Source organism: Acinetobacter sp. CWB-G5, assembly GCF_019209785.1.
Classification (GTDB): Bacteria; Pseudomonadota; Gammaproteobacteria; order Pseudomonadales; family Moraxellaceae; genus Acinetobacter; species Acinetobacter johnsonii.
Genome location: NZ_JAHUTF010000003.1, coordinates 132013 through 151672, shown reverse-complemented (window position 1 = coordinate 151672; position 19660 = coordinate 132013). Strand labels below are relative to the sequence as shown.

The 19660-nt window shown below is 39.2% G+C and carries 20 protein-coding genes; 14 read left to right on the top strand and 6 right to left on the bottom strand.

What is annotated here, in order from left to right:
- Positions 1-97: 97 nt before the first annotated feature.
- The 8 genes from KVY11_RS07605 (at position 98) to tfpZ (ending at position 6785) form a co-directional block, all read left to right on the top strand.
- Positions 98-976, top strand: a complete 879-nt coding sequence (locus KVY11_RS07605) for a metal-dependent hydrolase (RefSeq protein WP_218288581.1) — start codon at positions 98-100, stop codon at positions 974-976.
- 150 nt (positions 977-1126) lie between these two features.
- A complete protein-coding gene (locus KVY11_RS07600; protein WP_094148562.1) occupies positions 1127-1717 on the top strand; it encodes a LemA family protein in 591 nt (196 codons plus the stop codon).
- Between the two features lie 37 nt (positions 1718-1754).
- Positions 1755-2828 carry a YgcG family protein gene (locus KVY11_RS07595; protein ID WP_218288580.1) on the top strand — a complete coding sequence of 358 codons (1074 nt, stop codon included), beginning with the start codon at positions 1755-1757 and terminating at the stop codon, positions 2826-2828.
- Positions 2822-3382 (top strand): TPM domain-containing protein, encoded by a 561-nt coding sequence (locus tag KVY11_RS07590; protein WP_218288579.1) that lies wholly within the window; start codon positions 2822-2824, stop codon positions 3380-3382. Before KVY11_RS07595 ends, KVY11_RS07590 begins: the two co-directional genes overlap by 7 nt.
- A 194-nt stretch (positions 3383-3576) precedes the next feature.
- A complete protein-coding gene (locus tag KVY11_RS07585) occupies positions 3577-4104 on the top strand; it encodes a pilin (protein ID WP_218288578.1) in 528 nt (175 codons plus the stop codon).
- 43 nt (positions 4105-4147) lie between these two features.
- Positions 4148-4768 (top strand): isoprenylcysteine carboxylmethyltransferase family protein, encoded by a 621-nt coding sequence (locus tag KVY11_RS07580; RefSeq protein ID WP_218288577.1) that lies wholly within the window; start codon positions 4148-4150, stop codon positions 4766-4768.
- A gap of 5 nt (positions 4769-4773) precedes the next feature.
- Complete coding sequence (locus KVY11_RS07575; protein ID WP_218288576.1) at positions 4774-5820, top strand: hypothetical protein; 1047 nt, start codon at positions 4774-4776, stop codon at positions 5818-5820.
- A 230-nt stretch (positions 5821-6050) separates the two neighbouring features.
- A complete protein-coding gene (gene tfpZ, locus KVY11_RS07570) occupies positions 6051-6785 on the top strand; it encodes a TfpX/TfpZ family type IV pilin accessory protein (protein ID WP_218288575.1) in 735 nt (244 codons plus the stop codon).
- A gap of 58 nt (positions 6786-6843) precedes the next feature.
- Here tfpZ and bfr read toward each other — a convergent pair whose 3' ends face one another.
- The 6 genes from bfr to gmk all read right to left on the bottom strand — a co-directional run bounded on the left by bfr (position 6844) and on the right by gmk (position 11670).
- Positions 6844-7308 carry a bacterioferritin gene (bfr, locus tag KVY11_RS07565; RefSeq protein ID WP_218288574.1) on the bottom strand — a complete coding sequence of 155 codons (465 nt, stop codon included), beginning with the start codon at positions 7306-7308 and terminating at the stop codon, positions 6844-6846.
- Between the two features lie 254 nt (positions 7309-7562).
- On the bottom strand, positions 7563-7757 hold the full coding sequence (locus KVY11_RS07560; protein WP_010327639.1) for a bacterioferritin-associated ferredoxin: 195 nt from the start codon (positions 7755-7757) through the stop codon (positions 7563-7565).
- Between the two features lie 154 nt (positions 7758-7911).
- Positions 7912-8295: a RidA family protein gene (locus tag KVY11_RS07555; RefSeq protein ID WP_004691470.1), complete on the bottom strand. Its 384-nt coding sequence runs from the start codon at positions 8293-8295 to the stop codon at positions 7912-7914.
- A gap of 69 nt (positions 8296-8364) precedes the next feature.
- Positions 8365-10464 carry a bifunctional (p)ppGpp synthetase/guanosine-3',5'-bis(diphosphate) 3'-pyrophosphohydrolase gene (locus tag KVY11_RS07550; RefSeq protein WP_218288573.1) on the bottom strand — a complete coding sequence of 700 codons (2100 nt, stop codon included), beginning with the start codon at positions 10462-10464 and terminating at the stop codon, positions 8365-8367.
- Between the two features lie 223 nt (positions 10465-10687).
- Positions 10688-10969, bottom strand: coding sequence for a DNA-directed RNA polymerase subunit omega (gene rpoZ, locus KVY11_RS07545; protein WP_004978050.1), 282 nt, complete (start codon positions 10967-10969; stop codon positions 10688-10690).
- 77 nt (positions 10970-11046) lie between these two features.
- Positions 11047-11670 (bottom strand): guanylate kinase, encoded by a 624-nt coding sequence (gene gmk / locus KVY11_RS07540; protein ID WP_005401338.1) that lies wholly within the window; start codon positions 11668-11670, stop codon positions 11047-11049.
- 134 nt (positions 11671-11804) lie between these two features.
- Between gmk and ispH the strand changes: the two genes are divergently transcribed.
- The 6 genes from ispH (at position 11805) to KVY11_RS07510 (ending at position 19651) form a co-directional block, all read left to right on the top strand.
- On the top strand, positions 11805-12755 hold the full coding sequence (ispH, locus tag KVY11_RS07535; protein ID WP_218288572.1) for a 4-hydroxy-3-methylbut-2-enyl diphosphate reductase: 951 nt from the start codon (positions 11805-11807) through the stop codon (positions 12753-12755).
- Between the two features lie 164 nt (positions 12756-12919).
- Complete coding sequence (locus tag KVY11_RS07530; protein WP_256350715.1) at positions 12920-13465, top strand: Tfp pilus assembly protein FimT/FimU; 546 nt, start codon at positions 12920-12922, stop codon at positions 13463-13465.
- Positions 13462-13956, top strand: a complete 495-nt coding sequence (pilV, locus tag KVY11_RS07525) for a type IV pilus modification protein PilV (protein WP_218288571.1) — start codon at positions 13462-13464, stop codon at positions 13954-13956. Before KVY11_RS07530 ends, pilV begins: the two co-directional genes overlap by 4 nt.
- 1 nt (position 13957) lies before the next feature.
- Positions 13958-14986: a PilW family protein gene (locus tag KVY11_RS07520; protein WP_218288570.1), complete on the top strand. Its 1029-nt coding sequence runs from the start codon at positions 13958-13960 to the stop codon at positions 14984-14986.
- A complete protein-coding gene (locus tag KVY11_RS07515) occupies positions 14983-15723 on the top strand; it encodes a PilX N-terminal domain-containing pilus assembly protein (RefSeq protein ID WP_160362131.1) in 741 nt (246 codons plus the stop codon). Before KVY11_RS07520 ends, KVY11_RS07515 begins: the two co-directional genes overlap by 4 nt.
- Before the next feature lie 22 nt (positions 15724-15745).
- Positions 15746-19651 carry a hypothetical protein gene (locus tag KVY11_RS07510; protein WP_218288569.1) on the top strand — a complete coding sequence of 1302 codons (3906 nt, stop codon included), beginning with the start codon at positions 15746-15748 and terminating at the stop codon, positions 19649-19651.
- The last annotated feature ends 9 nt before the right edge of the window (positions 19652-19660 follow it).

Genomic DNA, 19660 nt, shown 5'->3' with positions numbered 1-19660 from the left:
GGATGAATTTGCAAACGCACTAAGCATTTTTGCCATATGTGAATCGCCTCTAAATTCAGATACTGAAGATCGCTCGGTTAAATGTTAGGAAATGGACATGACTCAAGTGACGACAGAAAAACTATATCAACATCGTCCAAAAGCTCAGGGTATTACGATTCGACGTTTGCAATTCAACCCCAAAGCCATTCGCAGGCATTATTTTGCCAATTCACCGGTCATGTCACATTTGCTGACGGCATTGTCTTCGACTTTTCCCATAGGTGAGCAGTTCTTTGTGCATAGCGTGCGTAATGTACGTGACCAAGTGAAGGATGAAAATCTGCAAGTGCAGATTGCGGCATTTATTGGTCAAGAGGCGATGCATTCTCAAGCACACACGGCATTTAATGCTGCATGGCGCCGTGATGATTATAATCTCGACCGTTTTCAGGCATGGTTGGCGCGTAAAGATGATTATGTGAAAAACTTACATCCTAAAATTCAACTGGCCATGACTTGTGCTTTTGAGCATTTTACGGCACTTCTAGGCGGCTATATCTTAAGACATCCTGAGGTATTGAGTACCTTGGATGATGATGCAGTTAAACTCTGGGTGTGGCATGCCATTGAAGAAATTGAGCATCGCGCGGTTGCGTTCGATGTTTATCAAAATGTTTATGGCGATGACAAGATCCGTCGTTTAATCATGCGTAGTGTAACAACAGGCTTTGCCAGTTTAACTTTTTACTCGGCCAGCCGTTTATTTTTACAAGACCGTAAAAAGAGTATACCGAAATTGGGCGGGAATCTTTTTGGATTGTATTTACTGGCGAAGATGTTTGTGCAATTGCTGCCTGAATATCTGTCCTATTATAAAACCAATTTTCATCCCTCTGACATTGATTACAGCCAACTGTTGAAATATTGGAAAACTCGTTTAGCAGAAGACTATCAATTAGAAGGTTTTCAGCAGGAGTGGCACGCGGTTGTTTAATGTTAAGTATAAGAAATGAGTAATAAAAACCGAGTGAAGTTCACTCGGTTTTTTCATTTTTAGCTACTTTAACTAAAAGCAACAAAAGGATAATCAAATGTGTTTACAATCAGGTTATTGCTATAAATACAAAAGAAAGAGGATAGCTGAATGAATTTTATGAAAAAAACTGCTGTCGTTGTTGCCCTTGCGAGCACGTTAACGTTATCGGGCTGTGGTTATAATACCTTACAGGTCAAAGATGAGGCGGTTACAGCTGCGTGGTCGGAAGTACAAAACCAATATCAACGCCGTGCAGATTTGGTGCCGAACTTGGTTAATGTAGTGAAGGGCTATGCTAAGCATGAAGAGCAAGTCCTAACTGAGGTCACACAGGCTCGTGCCAATGTGGCAGGTTTAAAAGTCGATAAAGAAGTATTAGAAGACCCTGCATTATTCCAAAAATATCAAGAAGCTCAGGCGCAAATGACAGGTGCATTGTCGCGTTTAATTGCGGTCTCAGAAAACTATCCAGACTTAAAAGCCAATGAGCAATTCCGTGATTTGCAGGTTCAACTCGAAGGCACCGAAAACCGTATTGCGGTGGCGCGTAATCGCTATATTAGTACAGTACAAGACTTTAACTCCTATGCACGTCAGTTCCCACAAGTCATGACTGCCAAGGTGATTGGGATGGATACTAAACCGAACTTTAGTGCGGAGCAGAGTGCGCAAAAGGCACCAACAGTGTCATTTAACTAGCTGTGACTTAAAGTAATCGTAACCATAGGGTGAATGAATGATAGGACAGCAGCAGTTCGTACGCTTTTTATATAAATGGGTGCTTGCATTCATTTTATCAGGACTGTTGTGTCTAAGTTCATTAACATGGGCGGAAGTTGCTACAGCAACAGATGGTGCTGCGGAAACAATCGTTGCTGGAAAGATGATTCAAGGTCAGCAAGCAGCGAGTTCTAATAAGGTAAGCTCTACCAATACTGATGCCGTGCCACAACCACCCATTGCCAATGATATGGCAGAAGGTGAATTGATACGGGCGTTACCGACCTTAAATGAACCAGTGGTCGATCAAGCACATATTTTAAGTGCTGAAGATAAGCAAGCCATTGGCCAAAAAATTCGTGCCTTACATGACACAGGAAAAGCCCAAATAGGCGTAGTGATTGTCCCGACTACAGGTCAAGAGGATATTTTTGGTTTTGCCATGCGTATTGCAGACCAATGGCAGCTCGGTTCAGCAAAGCAGGACAACGGTTTGCTGATCGCAATTTCCGTTAATGACCGGCGTATGCAGATTCTTACGGGTTATGGTTTGGAAGGCGTCATCCCTGACATTATTGCGAACCGTATTATTAACCAACAAATCACACCGTATTTTAAGCAAGCTCAGTATGCCCAAGGGATCAATGCGGGGCTTTCTGAAATTGAACGGATTTTAAATCTTGATCCTGAAGTTGCAGCCCAAGCGGCGCAACAACTACAAGAACGCCAAGACCAAGCTATTCGAGAGCAGGAAGCCAAAAGTAAAACGTTGAGTACTGCTTTATTTATTTTAATTGCTGGTGCAATTGGCTCATTTGTGGTGGGTAAACGTTTAAGTGCTTCGACGGCTGCAGTTGCAGGAACCGTGGCTGGCTTGGTCAATGGAGCTGGTTTAGTCACCAGTTTGCTAATTGGTGGTGGGATTTTCTTTTTACTCATCACGACCTTAGCCCAAACGATATTTCAGCTCTTTCTCTCTTCTGGCGGTGGAGGTGGGCGCGGAGGTCGTGGCGGCGGCGGTTTTGGTGGAGGTGGATATAGTGGCGGGGGCGGCGGCTTCGGCGGTGGAGGAGCATCAGGGTCATGGTAACAACAACTGAAACGACGGAAATCGTTACTAAACCAAAGCTAGATGAAGTTGTACAACCGAGTATTAAGCGTTGGTTAAAGCATTTATTGCATATGCCAGCGAGTAAACGCTTTTTTAATCAGCAAGATCAGCATGCGATTGCGAAAGCGGTAGCTGCTGCTGAACATGGGCACATTGGGGAAATTCAGGTAGTGATCGAAGGACACATGTCTGCACGAGAAGCCTATTACTTAGATACTCGCGGACGTGCGAAACAGCTTTTTGCTGAACTGGGTGTCTGGGATACCGAGCTGAATAGCGGGATTTTGCTGTACTTAAACTTATGTGAACGTAAAGTTGAAATTGTGATTGACCGTGGAATACAGCTAGCTACAACACAGCAGGTTTGGGATGAGGTCTGTCAGAGTATTATTAAAAAAATGGCACAGCAGCAGTATCGGCAGGCTTTAGTCGATGGTGTTACACAAATTGGGAGTATTTTGGATCAATTCTATGCCAATAAAATACAAGACAAAGCTGATGAATTGAGCAATTCGCCAATTATGTTGAACTAGAAAGAGGTAAACTGACAATATTTGTCAGTTTTTTACATAAAAATACAATGAGTAGAAATAATTTTTTAAATAGTGAAATAAAGTGCTGTTTTTTATTTGAAAATAAATATAATAAAAGTTGGCATAATACATGCTAATTACAAAGTAGCTTTAAAAGCTTATAAAAAATTAACAAAACATTTGTGGAGAATGTTATGAAATCAGTTCAAAAGGGTTTCACCCTTATCGAATTAATGATCGTTGTAGCTATCATCGGTATTTTGGCTGCAATTGCGATTCCTGCGTATCAAAACTATACTATCCGTGCAAAAATTTCTGATGGTTTGTCTTTATCTTCTGCTTTAAAAACTGCAATTAACGAAAGCTTTCAAAGTAAAGGGCCTTCATCAATGGCTTGTAGTGATGCGGCTACATGTAAAGCGATTGGCACTAATCCATTAGATTCAACGGCTTTAGCTGGTAATGCAAATGTAACATCTGTAACATCTGTAGCATCTGGTATTATTTCAATTGCATATAAACCTGCTGTTTTACCTTCTGGTTCAAATACATTAACATTAAATCCTGTTGCAGCTGATGGTACAACTGCTTTGGATTTAAGTGCTGCTGCTAATGCAGGTGCACAAGTGAATTGGCAGTGTGGTGGTACAGGTACTACTGTTGATCACAAGTTCTTACCTGCTAATTGCCGTGTTGCTGCTGCAACGCCTCCTAGCCCATAATATTCAATTAAAAATAGCCCTATATGAATATAGGGCTATTTTTATGGCTATATATATGAAAATACTAAAAAATGATTTTATTTTAAAATTTTTTACATTAATTGCATTAAGCTTCTTCACATATAATATTTTTTTATCAATAGAATATAATAATGGAAAAGTATTATTATTATTATTGTTTGGTGAAATTATAACAATGACATTAGTTTTGTTTTCGAAATCAACAAATAACAGGGATTTCTCTTTAATATCAATTGTATTGACTTTATCAGCCACTTTTTACTTTTTCTTTGTGGATTTGAATAGTGGTATACCTCTTATCAATCCAATTTTGGCTGAAATTATAATGTTTCTTGCTATTCTTTGGCAGATTTTTTCTAAAATTTATTTAGGGCGAAATTTTGGACTACTTCCTGCATGTAGGGGGGTTGTTACAACGGGACCATATAGAGTGGTAAGGCATCCTATTTATTTTGGGTACTTTTTAATGCATATTGGTTTTCTTCTTAGTAATTTTTCGGTTTATAATGCTCTATTATATGCTCTATTATATTCCCTTCAGTTTGGTAGAATGTACTATGAAGAAAAGACATTAAAGCAAAATGAAGATTATGTCCACTACATGAAAAAAGTAAAGTATCGTTTTATTCCTTTTTTGGTATAGTTTAAATGAACCTTAAATTAAATAATTATTTAATATCACCTTTTATCGATTTTATGTTGCTTGGTGGGGGGGCATTACTGACATATATCTTTATTTTAATTATTGGATTTACTATTCAGTTTGATGTTGTCTTTTGGATGTTTTTCCTTGCTTTTTTTGTTAATTCTCCCCACTTTATGATTAGTTATGAAATTTTTTATAAATCATTTTCAAAGAAAATCGGTTTCAATAAATACTCAATTGTTGGATTGATTATACCTATTTTACTATTTTTATTAATATTAATTGGTATTTTTTATGATAGTAAAAAAATATTTACGCTCCTTTTATTATCCATGTTTTTTTTAGTGGGTTGGCATTATATTAAACAATCTTATGGTTGCTTTATTGTCTACTCTGCTGGGAATAAAATTTACTACAACAAAATAGAGCAAAATTTAATCAAATATTCCTTATATCCTTTATGGATTGGGTCTTTTTTAAATATTTTTGCTAATGGTAAGTTTAATAATTATTGGGGTTTAGAATATAATTTTTCATGGATTCTAAATGAACATACTTTGTTCATAAATATATTTTCAATATCTGGAATACTTGTTTTTCTGTATGTGATGATCAATCATTATTTCCAAAAAAAACAACTACCCAATTTAATTGCTCTAACTCCAATTCTTATAGGCTATATTTGGTTATCTCCAATCTTCTTGAATGATATCTATTTTTACATGATACCATTTTTTCATTCCTTACAATATTTTTTATTTTCTGGGGTTTACACTCATAATGAAATAAAAAATGAACAAAGTGGATTAAAAGGATGGATCAAGTGGTGGGGGGCTGCTTTTATTTTAGGTGCATTAACTTTCGAGATTCTACCAACATATTTAGATCAAACTTTTTCTCAAAAATCTATAATTACTCAGCACATATTCTTGATTTCTCTTATTTTCTTTATAAATATTCATCATTATTTTATTGATAGTGTTATATGGAAGGGGGAGAATGAAGATGTGCGTAAGAATTTGCTTTTTAAGGAGAGAGTAAAAAAATAAATTTTATTTTAGAATTCTGTTTTAAATTTATATTTTTATATAGATGATTAAAAATATAAATTTTTAGATTATTCTAAATTGATTTTTACTAGATAAATACATCTAAATATACCCGTTTAAAGTGTTTATTTTGTGAGGTGAATGCACATTAATTGTACGTGTTGAGGTTTGATTAATGTTTTGAACTTTAATGTATAATTTAAACTATATAAAATTAGAAGTAGATTTACATGTTTAAATGCCTGAAATTTTTTCTGTTACATATATTAGTATCTTTTTTTACCGCTTTCATAGTTGTGGGATTAATCGTGTTTATTTGGTATCCCTTACCACTTACTACAGCAGTCGGTGTTATCCCCATTTTTTTGATGATGATTGTTATAAATGTGATTATCGCTCCATTATTAGGCTTAATTGTCTATAAAGAAGGTAAAAAAACATTAAAAGCAGATTTAAGCATAATTATTGCACTACAAATTTTAGCTCTTGGTTATGGTGTTTACAGTGCTGAGCAAGGTCGACCTGTTTGGGTTGCTTATAACGTCGATAGATTTGAATTGGTACGAAAAAATGAAATGATTACAGATCATATAGAACAAGCACTTCCCCAATTTCAGTATCCATCTTGGTTTAAGCCACAATGGGTGGGTGTAGAGTTTGCTAAAGATGCAAATGTGCGGAGTGATGATTTATTTGCCGAAGCATTAGGGGGTATCTCGATTGCACAGAAACCTGAACGTTATATTGATTTAGCTGAAGCAAAACCGAAGATTAAAGAGCGAGCAAGAAATTTAAAAGAGCTTTCACAATATAATGATCAAAAAATTGTACAAGTGACTTTAGATAAATACCCAGCAGCAACTGGTTTTGTTCCTCTAAAAGCCAATGCTGTTGATATGACAGTTTTAATCAATAAAGACAAAGGTGAAGTAGTAAAAATCGTCGATCTTCGACCTTGGAAGTAAACCTAAAACTATAATAAAAAACCTGCATATGCAGGTTTTTTTAAATGATAGAAAAGTCCTAAATTTGACTCTGAATATAATTTTCTACACCGACGGTTTCAACCAAATCGAGTTGTGTAGTTGTCCAATCTAACCACTCTTCTTCTTTTTCCAAAATCTCTTGCACCAGATCTCGAGTAACATAGTCCAGTTGTTCTTCGGCAAGCTTAACAGCAGCTTGAATGGATTCAATGTTCTCTTTAACTTTACGGATATCACAGTTAAGAACTTCAATTGTATGTTGGCCGATGTAGAGTTTACCCAAGTGTTGTAAGTTTGGTAGACCTTCTAAAAAAAGAATGCGCTCAATGATTTTGTCAGCATGCTTCATTTGACGAATCGATTCTTTATACTCGGAAGAACCGAGTTGCTCAATGCCCCAGTCATTAAACATACGAGAATGTAGGAAATTTTGGTTGATGGCAGTTAAATGATGATAAAGCACCTGATTTAACTGATTAATTACATCACGATTGCCTTTCATGAGAAAGCTCCATTCAAACTGCGGCTTAAAAATAATATCAATAACTTATGAGAAATATCTTAAACAACAAAGTGGTTTTTGGCGAGTAATTTATAGAACAGCAAATGAAAATCGCAATCAAAAGCATGCGGGATGCAAATTTTATTTTGAGACATTTAAGAAAAGAAAACCCGCTTAGAGTCATAAGCGGGGGAGGAGCTACTCATAAAGAGTAAGTTTATAATTATGGTTATTCTAAAAAACGAATCAAATATCTAGGCAGCAATGGCTAAGCGTGAGGCAATCGCAGAGACTTCAGCACTGATGATTGAGCGTGCTTCTGGTGCACAGCGACCACAGCATGTGCCGAGATCCAGCATCTCTCGAACTTCACGATAACTACCCGCACCATTTTCAACAGCGTCTTTAATATCTTGATCTGTAATACCACGGCATAAGCACACGTACATTTCAGCAAGCCACATGAAAGAAATAAGATAAGTGATATTATTGATAATTGTTATCGTTTGTCAATAGAAATCATTTGAAATTTCATTTGTCTTTATTGGAGTTTTGGATAAAAAAAAGCCACTCAATCGGTGGCTTTTTCTTAAAAAATATAACTTATTGATTAATAATCACAATGCCATCCATCTCCACCAGCGCATTTTTGGGTAGGCTTGCCACACCGAGCGCTGCGCGTGCTGGGTAAGGTTGTGCAAAATATTCACCCATAATTTGGTTGACCAACTGGAAGTTTGAAAGATCGGTTAAGAAAATATTCAACTTCGCGATATCTGCCAGCGTTCCACCAGCAGCTTCGCAGACAGCTTTTAAATTATCAAAAACACGGCGAATTTGTGCTTCGATGCCTTCAACCAACTCCATACTGTATGGGTCTAAACCGATCTGACCAGAAAGGTAAAGTGTATTGCCAACTAAGATTGCTTGCGAATAAGTGCCGATCGCAGCAGGGGCATTTTCAGTATGAATTACTTGGCGGGACATCGTGTTCTCCTATTATATTCACCATCAATCATAGCCTAGATTGGCATTAAAATGTGCGGATTTAAACAATTAACTCGCAATCGATGTTTCCGCAATGCTCACTGGTTGAGCCAGTCGACTGATACGCGGAAAGCCAAAATGCATGCGTAGATCGCGAATTATTTTTGCAATTTGCTTGCGGTTGTGTACCACAACATTGACATAAGTCTTGTCATCTTGATTACGTACCATTTCGACCCCAATTTTTTCTTTACGACATTGATAAATTAGGTCGGAAATTTGTTCGTCATCCATGGCCATGTTAATCAATAAATATGCAGTGAAACTAATTTCTTCTTCATTCTCATTGGTCCACTGCAACGGCATGATGTTTTCAGGGTGTAGATGTTGTTCATGCAGGAGATTATGACAACGCGCACGATGCACAATAAGACCGCGGCGTGATAAATGTCCTTGAATTGGATCACCCAATACAGGGTTACAGCAATGTGCGTATTTGACATCGACACCTTCAGTACCTTGAATGAGTCGGTCAGATTCTTGTGCACTTTGGTCATGCGCAAACAAATGATTCGCAACCAATTGTGGCAGTAAATCACCCACGGCAATTTGCTCAAAGAGTTGGTCTTTACTTTCGATATGTCGCCATTGTAAAAGCTCTAACCAGTCTGATTCGGTTAAATCTTTAATGGATACATTGAATAGTTTTAAAGCGCGATTTAAAGCTTGTTGTCCAACGAGGCGTTGTTCTTCGATGTCTTGCTCACGCAGTATATTTTGTAGGGCACGGCGGGCTTTTTGCGTATTGATGAAGCTGAGCCAATCTGGATTTGGGGTGGCCAAGACATCGGTAATAATTTCAATCACCTGACCACTGTGCAATGGCGTAGAAAGTGGTTTAGTTTCCCCATTGATTTTCGCACCTACCGCATGGTTCCCTAAAAATAAGCTAGCAGAGTAGGCAAAATCGACTACCGTTGCACCTTGTGGCAACTCGTGTAGATGACCTTGTGGGGTATATACCCAAATTTTCTCTTGGTGTAAATAATCGAGTAATTCACTAAAAGTGGTTTTGGCACAGGCACCATCAATCAAGACATTCAAGTTCTGCATCGAGGCTTGAATCGCAGAGCGGCAAGCTTGCGGAGCACTGTCGCCCAGTACCACACCAAAACGCGCAGCTTTACGCATCAGCTCGGTTTGAATGGTGACTGATAAGGTTGTGTTTTCACCTTTTAAACGCAATAGTAGCGATTGGTTACCACCTGGGAGGGGTTTGCGAATATGGTCTGCAAAGTGTAAAACTTGAAAACTCTCTCGCAACACATCGGCTAAGCGGTCACAGTCAGCAATGCTATTTAGAATAATTTCAAAGGCATGACTATGCGTGAGTTCATGTAGATCAATGTCATTTTTTACAAAGTGCCGTAACAGTTCGATATTATTATTTTTCTTTTTAATTCGACCTGAGATTTGATGGGTTTTTAATAGCTCGGTCAGATTATTTTCCCATTTGCTTTGATATTCACAGCGTTTGGGTTTGGTTTGTAGGAGGGCTTCTTGGACATTGTTATACATGTCGAGATCAAGGTTTTGATAACACAGATGTTCGAGGTTATCGCCCATTTCATTCATGCCAACAATACGTGCCATTGGGACAAAAATATCAAAGGTTTCTTGGGCAATACGCGCACGTTTGTCGGGACGTAGTGCATCCAAGGTAGTCATGTTGTGATAGCGGTCAGCCAGTTTAATAATAATGACACGTGGGTCTTGTAGTGTGGCTTGCAGAATTTTTCGGAAAGAAGCGGCTTTGTTATATTCTTTATCGCTGGATTGGCTAAGTTTGGTGACGCCATCGACCAGTTCGGAAACGGTTTTTCCAAATTTTTCTGCAATATCTTCTTTGCTAAAGTCCGTGTCTTCAATCACATCATGTAAAAGTGCCGCCATCAAAGTTTCGGCATCTAAACGCATATGCGCTAAAATACAGCTTACCGCAATCGGGTGCAAAATATAAGGTTCGCCACTTTTGCGAGTAATACCGTCATGGGCAATATCCGCATAATCACAGGCCGCAAGCACTCGCTCGACGTCGCTTTCAGTTAAGTAAGCATCGATAATAGTTTTGAGCTGTTGTTTAGCTTGGCTGACCATTGGGCCTGGCATAAAACACCTTTAAGACGTAGCAATTACAAGAAAATTTTACTGATCCTCTAATGAAAAACATATTGCATGAGTTGTCAATTTATTCATTGAGAGAAAAGCAAAAAAGATACACCTAAACCACGATGAATCTTATCTTCTAGTTATAACGTGTATTGGATAAATATAAAAGTTATCCAATAAAAAAGCCTAGTTAAAAACTAGGCTTTTAAGCGATAAATTTTTCTTATTGGAAAGAAAAACCATCTAAATTCAAATTGTTTGCAGAAAGTGCAAGATCAAGACTCGAAGTTTGGTAGTCTTGCTCACGTTGTTTCAAAATATCTTTAGAAACATGACCGATTGCGATTTCACGTAATGCAACAACAGTCGGTTTGTCATTGTCCCACTCAACAGTAGGTTCAATGCCTTGACGTGCCAATTGACGCGCGCGTTTGCTTGCCACTAGTACAAGCTCAAAGCGGTTGTCTACATGGTCTAAACAATCTTCAACGGTTACGCGTGCCATAAGAGTTCTCGTTACAAAGGCTAAAATTAAACAGACTGTGCAGTATAAGGTGCTTTGTCTGTAGACTCAAGTTTTAATCACTTTTCAACAGGGGTGATCAGCTCAGAAATCATTTTCTGATGACGACTCGCTTGCTGTGTAATGACTAAACGATTGGCAATAATCACAGACTCAAGATCGTGCAATGCCTTATTAAAATCATCATTAATAATTACATAGTCGAAGTTAACATATTGTTGCATGTCTTCAACTGCACAGCCTAAACGACGCTCAATCACTTCAACCGAGTCTGTGCCACGGTTAGACAGACGTTGACGCAGATCAAACTGGCTTGGTGGTAAAATGAAAATTTGTTTAGAGTCAGGAAAAAGCTTACGCACTTGCTGTGCGCCTTGCCAGTCAATTTCTAGTAGGACATCATGACCTTTCGCCAGTTGTTCTTTCACAGTAGCTTGAGCTGTACCGTAGTAATTACCAAATACTTCGGCGTATTCAATAAAACCACCTTGTTCAACTAAGGCTAAAAATGAGTCTTTTTCGGTAAAATGGTAATGTACACCATCAAGTTCGCCGGGACGTTGCCCACGTGTAGTATGAGAAACAGAAACGTGAAGATTCGTTACACGATCGAGGAGGGCTTTTACGAGGGATGTTTTGCCTGTTCCTGAAGCTGCAGAAACGACAAACAAGAGACCCGACATGATATTTTTCCTGATATGATAAAATATCTTCTCTATTTTAGAGCAGACAAGGTTTAAACGAAATAGCAAGGCGTCACTTTGTTTGCATTTATTTTATTAGTTTCCGCTGATTGAAAAGTGGTATTGAGGAACATATGGAAATTGTATTGGCCAATCCACGTGGTTTTTGTGCAGGTGTTGACCGTGCGATTGCCATCGTAAATCGTGCGCTTGAGTGCTTTAATCCGCCCATTTATGTACGACATGAAGTGGTGCACAATAAATTTGTCGTAGACGATTTACGTCAACGAGGTGCAATTTTTGTCGATGAATTGGATGAAGTACCCGATGACAATATTGTAATTTTTAGTGCGCATGGAGTCTCTAAAGCGGTACAGATCGAAGCCGAACATCGCGGTTTAAAAGTTTTTGATGCAACCTGTCCATTGGTGACCAAGGTTCATATTGAAGTTACTAAATATGCCCGTGAGGGGGTTGAGGCCATCTTAATTGGTCATGAAGGCCACCCTGAAGTTGAAGGTACCATGGGGCAATATGACCTGAAAAATGGTGGTGCGATTTATTTGGTTGAGGATGAGCAAGACGTGGCTGAGCTTCAAGTACATCATCCTGAGCGCGTGGCTTTTGTGACTCAAACCACTTTATCGATCGACGATACTGCAAAAGTGATTGATGCGTTACGGGCGAAATTCCCTGAGATTCAAGGGCCGCGTAAGGATGATATTTGTTATGCGACTCAAAACCGTCAAGATGCGGTGCGTGATTTAGCAACCCAATGTGATGTGGTGTTGGTGGTCGGTTCACCAAACTCATCGAATTCGAATCGTTTACGAGAATTGGCTGAGCGAATGGGTAAAGCGGCTTATTTGGTCGATAATGCAGATGAGCTTCAACAAGCGTGGTTTGAAAATATCGCCAAGGTTGGCGTCACGGCGGGTGCATCTGCACCTGAAATTTTAATTAAGCAAGTAATTCAACGATTACAAGACTGGGGTGCAACACCACCACAAGAGCTTGCTGGAACGGAAGAAAATATTACCTTTAGTTTGCCAAAAGAGTTACGTATTGCGGTAACTCAAGCCTAAAAGGTGGATTGGTTAACATTCTAATTTTATTGAAAAATTGACAGATGATTGTAAATTGGCAATCATCTGTTTTTTTATGCCTTTTATCCTGTATTGTGCTGATTGTGTAAAGAATTAGAATATGATTTTAAATAGGGTAAAGTTTGTTGCCTTGGGGAGGGAGTATGCAAAATAAACATAAAGGGTTCACCTTAATTGAGCTGATGGTGACGATTGCTGTTATGGCAATTATCGCGATGATGGCTGCTCCTTCTATGCAGAATATGATTGCTAGACAACAGCTCAATACTAGCGCTAGAGATTTGGCTTTTATTTTTAGTCAAGCACGCGGTCAGGCAGCGACGTTGAGGCAAAATGTTACAGTTAAGTTTGAGGCTAACCCTGATCTAACTAATATTTACAGCAATGCAGTGACATATTATTGGCTACCAAAGTATGGCGATATTGCGATTACTAGTATTAAAGATGATATCGTATTTCTCCCAACTGGTTTGGTGACAATGACTGGTCGTACGCAGGAAGACATTCCGAATCCTGCTTATGATAACACCCAACCAGAAGAGCCTGTCACTAACCCTAAAACAATAAAAAGACCTGTGCCTTTGATATTTACAGTGTGTAGCTCTAGATTGAAAGCATCTAAATCTATCAATATTTCAAAAACAGGCATAGTAGAAAAAATAGAAGATAAAACAGGAGCATGCTCATGATGCAGCATCAAAAAGGTGTCGGCTTGGTTGAGGTTCTGGTTGCGCTGTTTATTTTGGCTATAGGGGTGTTAGGTTTTTCTGCATTGCAGCTTCGCGCATTACAAGCAACTACTGAGGCGACAGACCGCACAATGGCAATGACTGTTGCACGAGATTTAACGGATCGTATGCGTATCAATCGATTAGCATTGGCAAGTTATACAGCTGCGATTAACGACAAGGCCACTGAGACTGACTGTGTTGGGAGTGCGAATAGCTATAAGCCTGCTTGTGATCGGACTAAAATGGCGAATTATGATGCAAAGCAGATCTTGGATAAAGCGGAGAGTTTGGGGCAGACGGTGATTATGAGGCAATGCGATGGCAGTACGCGTACCTGTGTTTATATTGCTTGGGGTAAAACCTCTATCACGAAAGATAAGGTGTCTGATTGTATGAGTGCTGGGGTGTATAAAGCTGGTGCTCAATGTCTTGTTATGGAGGCATTCTAAAATGAATATACACAATGCTTCAAATAACAAAGTCCAATTCAATTCACACCACCAAAGCATAAGAATAAGTCGGGTTTCTGGTTTTACTTTAATTGAGCTGATGGTTGCACTGAGTTTGGGGTTGTTGATTGTTGCTGCCGCGACACATTTGTACTTGACGGCTCAACGAGGAATGGTGACCCAACAAGGGGCCGCTAACTTGCAAAATAGCGCCAGCTTTGGAATGGAGTATATGTTGAGGGATATTCGATTGGCAAATCTGGGGGCGAGTAAACCGAGTATTACGCCAGATATTTTGCATGGTGGGATTGTACTTAGCCATAAAAATCTAAGTACCGCATCCTCTTTTACGATTAAAGGACAGTCAACGAATACTTTAATGACGCAAGGAGGGGTAGGGCCATCGAATCTAGACGGTGAAAGCAGCGATCAATTGGTTATTCAGTATCATAATGCAGATGTGACAGGCACAATTGTGAGTGCGTTTGATTGTGAAGGTAATGCGCTTTCACCTGATGCCTATGTGATTGAACGCTATTTTCTGCGCGCTGATACCAATAGAAATGATCCTAATCAGCCTTTGGCTTTAGCATGTAAAGCGACGAGTTATTTAGGTGATAGCCCTTCCCAGCTTGATGGTTTACAAGGAAATGGTGAAATCATTATCCCACGAGTGGATCATATGCGTATTTTGCTAGGCGTGGCCTCAGATACGCTTGATGCCACACAGTCTCCTGTTGTTGCAGGTACCGATGGTGTGTTAGATCGCTTTGGTTACATCAGTATTGAAAACTATAAAAACCTTACAGATAAACCGCAGATTGTTTCAATTCAGATCGGATTATTGGCTCGCTCGCCAGATACCGTGGGCAAAAATGATTTGGTTGATGTAAGTAAAAAAACCTATCAAGTATTGGATGTTAATAAAAAGCTTAAGTCAGATAGTAAAAATGATCTTTATAACCGCCTAGTGGTGACTCAAACAGTTGCTTTGCGTAATGGTTTTGGTCTTCAGGAGAACCCACAATGAGAACATTTGCGAGTCAGCGTGGTGCAACGTTAATTGTTGTGTTGGTGATGCTTATTCTACTGACGTTGGTAGGGACATGGGCTATTCGGGGAAGTTTGACTTCACTAAATATTGCGACCAATGCTCAAGCTCAAGCGTTATTGCAACAATCGTCAGATGCAATATTTTTTAGTTTGGAAAATCAAACTTCAGATGACTTAATGTTGGCAAAAATGCAAATTGGTGACGGGATGCTTGCCTATGTTATGCGACCAGAAAACAAAGGTAAAGAACTGGTGTTTTGCATACGTGGTGGAGATGCAAACACCCTTGAAGGGAGTCGTAATGCGAGTGTGGTGTATTGGAATGGCGCCAGTATTAATAATACTTCATTAGGTACAACGGGTTTTTGTAAATTAAGCAGGAAGTCAGACTTTATTAGTGGTCGCTCAGCTGTTATGACCCGTGTAGGGATACGACCTGCGGCAATTGGACAGGATTGGGAACATTTGCTGGAAGGGGATGATCCAGAAAAATCCAAAAGACCACAAGTTGAAAAAGTCATTGTAAATGTAATTTCAATTATTCCAAACCTAAGTGAAAGCCCAGCAAGTGATATAGAGGGTTGTCTTAAAAATTTCACAAGCTTTTATGACCCTATGGCAAGCAATACAATGACTGTATCGCAATGTTTAACAGGGCAGAATGTCCCTTTTAGTAACCAAGAAATGGAATATACCTTAAGGCCTGTGAAATAGGCATTATAGAGGAGGGTCAAAGATGAAAAATGTAAAAATGAAAAATGACATGACTTCACGTCAGCTAAACTCTGTGATGTCTAAATTTAAAGTAGCAACTATTTCAGCAGCAGTCACCAGTTTGATTTGTGCCAGCATACCTAATACCTACGCCAGTGATATAGAAATTTATAAAGTTCCTGAGGATAGTGTGGGTAGTACTACACTGATGATGATGTTGGATACGTCAGGTAGTATGACAGGAAAGGATGGTGGTAGTACGTCACGCATGGAACGTCTGCAAAGAGGTCTTACTGATGTTTTACAAGGTACAGCAACTATTCCTCGTGTAGAGGATAAAATTGTAATGGGGTTGGCGGATTTTAGTGGAAATACAGGACGCGTTTTATTACCCGCTAAACCTTTGGGGGAAAAAACAGGTGCAACAATAACTCAAAAATTAGATAAACAGCTTTGGTATCGAATAGAATCATCTGATGGTCGAAAATATGCTGCATGTAACACTTGGTATGATGATCTAAGTTGTAAACAGTGGGGAGCAGAAACTTCACAGAATATTCTTGGTAGCAGGGATGGTTATTATTCTTGTAGTTTTGGTAGTAGTTGTCGATTGTATTATCAAACAACTAGTGTGACACGAGAGGCTACTCATCGTGATGAAATGATCTCGAAGGTTAACAGTTTAAGGGCTGATGGGGGGACGCCTACACCTTATGCCTATGCTGAGGCTGCTGCTTATCTCATGGGTCAACCAACATCTCGTAACGACCGACAAGTCTATTTTGTTTCAAATGCCAGTGGTTATAGGGGGTATTATAAAATATGCGAACAATGGTCAGGAACTAACTGTTTAAAGTGGACGCCATCAGGACATTCTTGGTATACAAATTATCTTAATTTGACTAATTTGAGTCAAGGAAGCTATTCAGGAAGTGATTTCTCTTTAAGTGGATACTACTACATTGGTCGAGATCCTAATATAGAAAATTACACAGGTTTTTTTAGTTCTGTATCAGAATCAAAAAAAGGTAATACATATATTGCACCTGCTTCCATTACCGATCAAATCAACAATCCCACTAAAAAAGAATGTAGTGGTCAGGGTATTTACTTTCTAACTGATGGACGGCCTGAACCAGGGGGGACTGCACCAGGTGCAGATGGTCAAAGTGGCACAGCGTATAACCTCATGTCTAATACCTTAGGGAATAAAGCAAGTTTATTTAGTTGTGCAAATAGTCCGTTAGGTCGTCGTAGCCCATATGCCAACTCACAAAATGCGTGGACATGTATCGGGCGATATACTCAGGCCCTCCTAGATTCAACGAAGAACCCAACTGGGTTAAAAATTCAGACAGCGGTGGTTGGCTTTGGTAATGATTTTGGCGCAGGTGCAACAGGCAGTAATGATGTTGAAGATGCTAAAGACTGGGGGACACTCGGGGAGGGTGGTTGGGTTGCAGGTTCCAACTCTCAAGATGTTGTAGACAGTATTAATGCTTTCATTACTCAGCTTAATAAAGATATTCCAAGTATGAGTACGGGTTCATCAACTATCCCGCAGGATGCTCTGAACCCAGCAGTTGTTCAACCTTATGCTTATTTCCCGCAATTTGAACCAAAAGTAAAACCTGAAGATAAACAGCAAATTTGGTTTGGTAATCTTAAAAAATACTATGTACTTAATAATGGGGTATATTCGAGTAAGACTGTAGCAGATGATAGTACTGTGGTGGTCAAACAGAGTAAGTTGCAAGATTTAAATGATATTTGGAATAATCCAAACATTAGCTATCCTGAAGGGGCTGCCATTTTTAAAAAAGGCGGTGCGTTAAGTCATTTATCATTAGGAACAATAACTACGGATGGTAAGACTGAAACAGGACGTAAGTTACTGACAGATTATGCTTATAAAGATACACAGGTTAAAAAAGACCTTAACTTGGTGCAAATTAAGCATACTTATACTGTTGATAAGGAAACTAAATCGGATACAACCTACGCTCGTGCTTTAATGGGGCTGTTAGGTTATGTAATTTCGAATGATACCGATACAGAAGATTTGGACTTATCTAACCAAACTGCAAGTCTACGCCAAATGGGTAGTGTTTATCATTCAACTCCACTACTACTGACTCAATCTGGGAAAGCCGAAGCGACTAAGGTTGAGGGTAAAGTGGTCATTAATACCAGTAATCGTGATGATTATGTGTTGTTTGGTTCGACGCAAGGGTTGTTACAAGTCGTTGATGCGGATACAGGGGTGGAAAAATTTGCTTTTGTACCGAAAGAAATCATTGAAAACCAAGCTGAAACCTTTAAACAAGGCGGTGGTAATTTAGCTGCGGGTAAAGATGCTCTTTATTATGGAATAGATGGAGAATGGGCTGCACATACGGCTTATGTGAGTAAGTCTGATGGTTCCTTGACTGTGGGAAGTGCTGACCGAGGAATTTTAGGCAGTGTAAATAATGAAACTGAAACTTTGACAGGCAAACAATGGGTTTATGGCGGAATGCGTATGGGAGGGCGTAGTTATTACGCGCTTGACCTGACGGATATAGATAAACCAAAAGTGAAATTTCATATTGATCCGTCAACAGGCACAGTTTATTCACAAGATAAACCGAATGGTACGAAATATGCTGCCCTTGAAAAAATGGGGCAGAGCTGGTCAAAACCGAGTATTGGTTATGTAAACTGGAAAGGTCAGCGTAAGTTAGTCATGATTGTTGGTGGTGGTTATGACGCTGGCGGTGATGATGGCGATGGTTTAAAAGCCAATGGTATTCGCACAGGTTATGGTGGATATGAAATATATAACTATGATCAAAAGAATGGTATCGGTGCTGGTGTCTATATGTTCGATGCAGATACTGGTGACTTGTTGTGGAATACTAACTCAACAAGTAATGCGAGTTTAAAATATAGTGTTGTAAGCCAAATCCGAACTATAGACCGTAACAATGATGGGTTTATTGATCATCTTTATTTTGGTGATTTAGCTGGTCAAGCTTTCCGTGTGGATTTCAAAAACGATGGTGATAAAGATAGTTTCATCTCGCAAACCACGAAAATTTTAGATTTACACCAATCAAGTGTAAGTACAAATAAAGACAAAATTGGCACGAGCCCTCGTTTTTATACCTTACCTGTTTTTACTGCACATCGCAGCGCAGGTAGTACGACTATGTTTGGTGGAAATACGGTGGTTGTAACTTTTGTTTCTGGAAACCAAAGTTCACCTTTACTCGCTACATCAGATTCTCCACAGAAAAAAGACCCGACTGATCTTCAGTTTGATGGTGTGTTTGCAATTTTTGACTATGACGTCTATCCGAGTACAAAAGAAGGAAGGTACCCAACAAGTGCTATCGCAGCACGCAGTTTAGGTAGTGTTCCAGTCAATGATACAGCAATGGATAAAACTAAGTTGCGTTATATCAATGGTGCCACAACAGCTACAGCGATTAATAAAGATACTGGTTGGGGTGGGTGGTACTATCAATTTGACACTAAAATTGATGGTTCAACCAAAAAGGGGGCAAGTGTAATCAAAGGGTTAACTACACCAATTGCGATGGATGGTAGCTTATATGTGACACAATTTGATGCATCTGATAATGGAACGACTTCGAGTTGTGGTGCTGGGGTGAAAGGCCATAGTTTCTCCCAACGCTTTTGTTTACCAAGTGGTGTTTGTCAAGGTGGAGCCAAGTATATTTATAACTTGGGATCGGGGATTGTGACGTTGAATGTGAGTAGTGCTGATGGTGATCCAAATGCACGTAGTCTTGTGGTTCCAGACCCGAATGATACCTGTCCTGCTGGACAAACCTGTGTACCAAATGGAAAGCCAAAATTTTTAACCGCAGGCGGTCCATTGCACTTTATTCCAAACCGTTGGTATGAAAAGTATTCACAGTAAGGAGGAGTG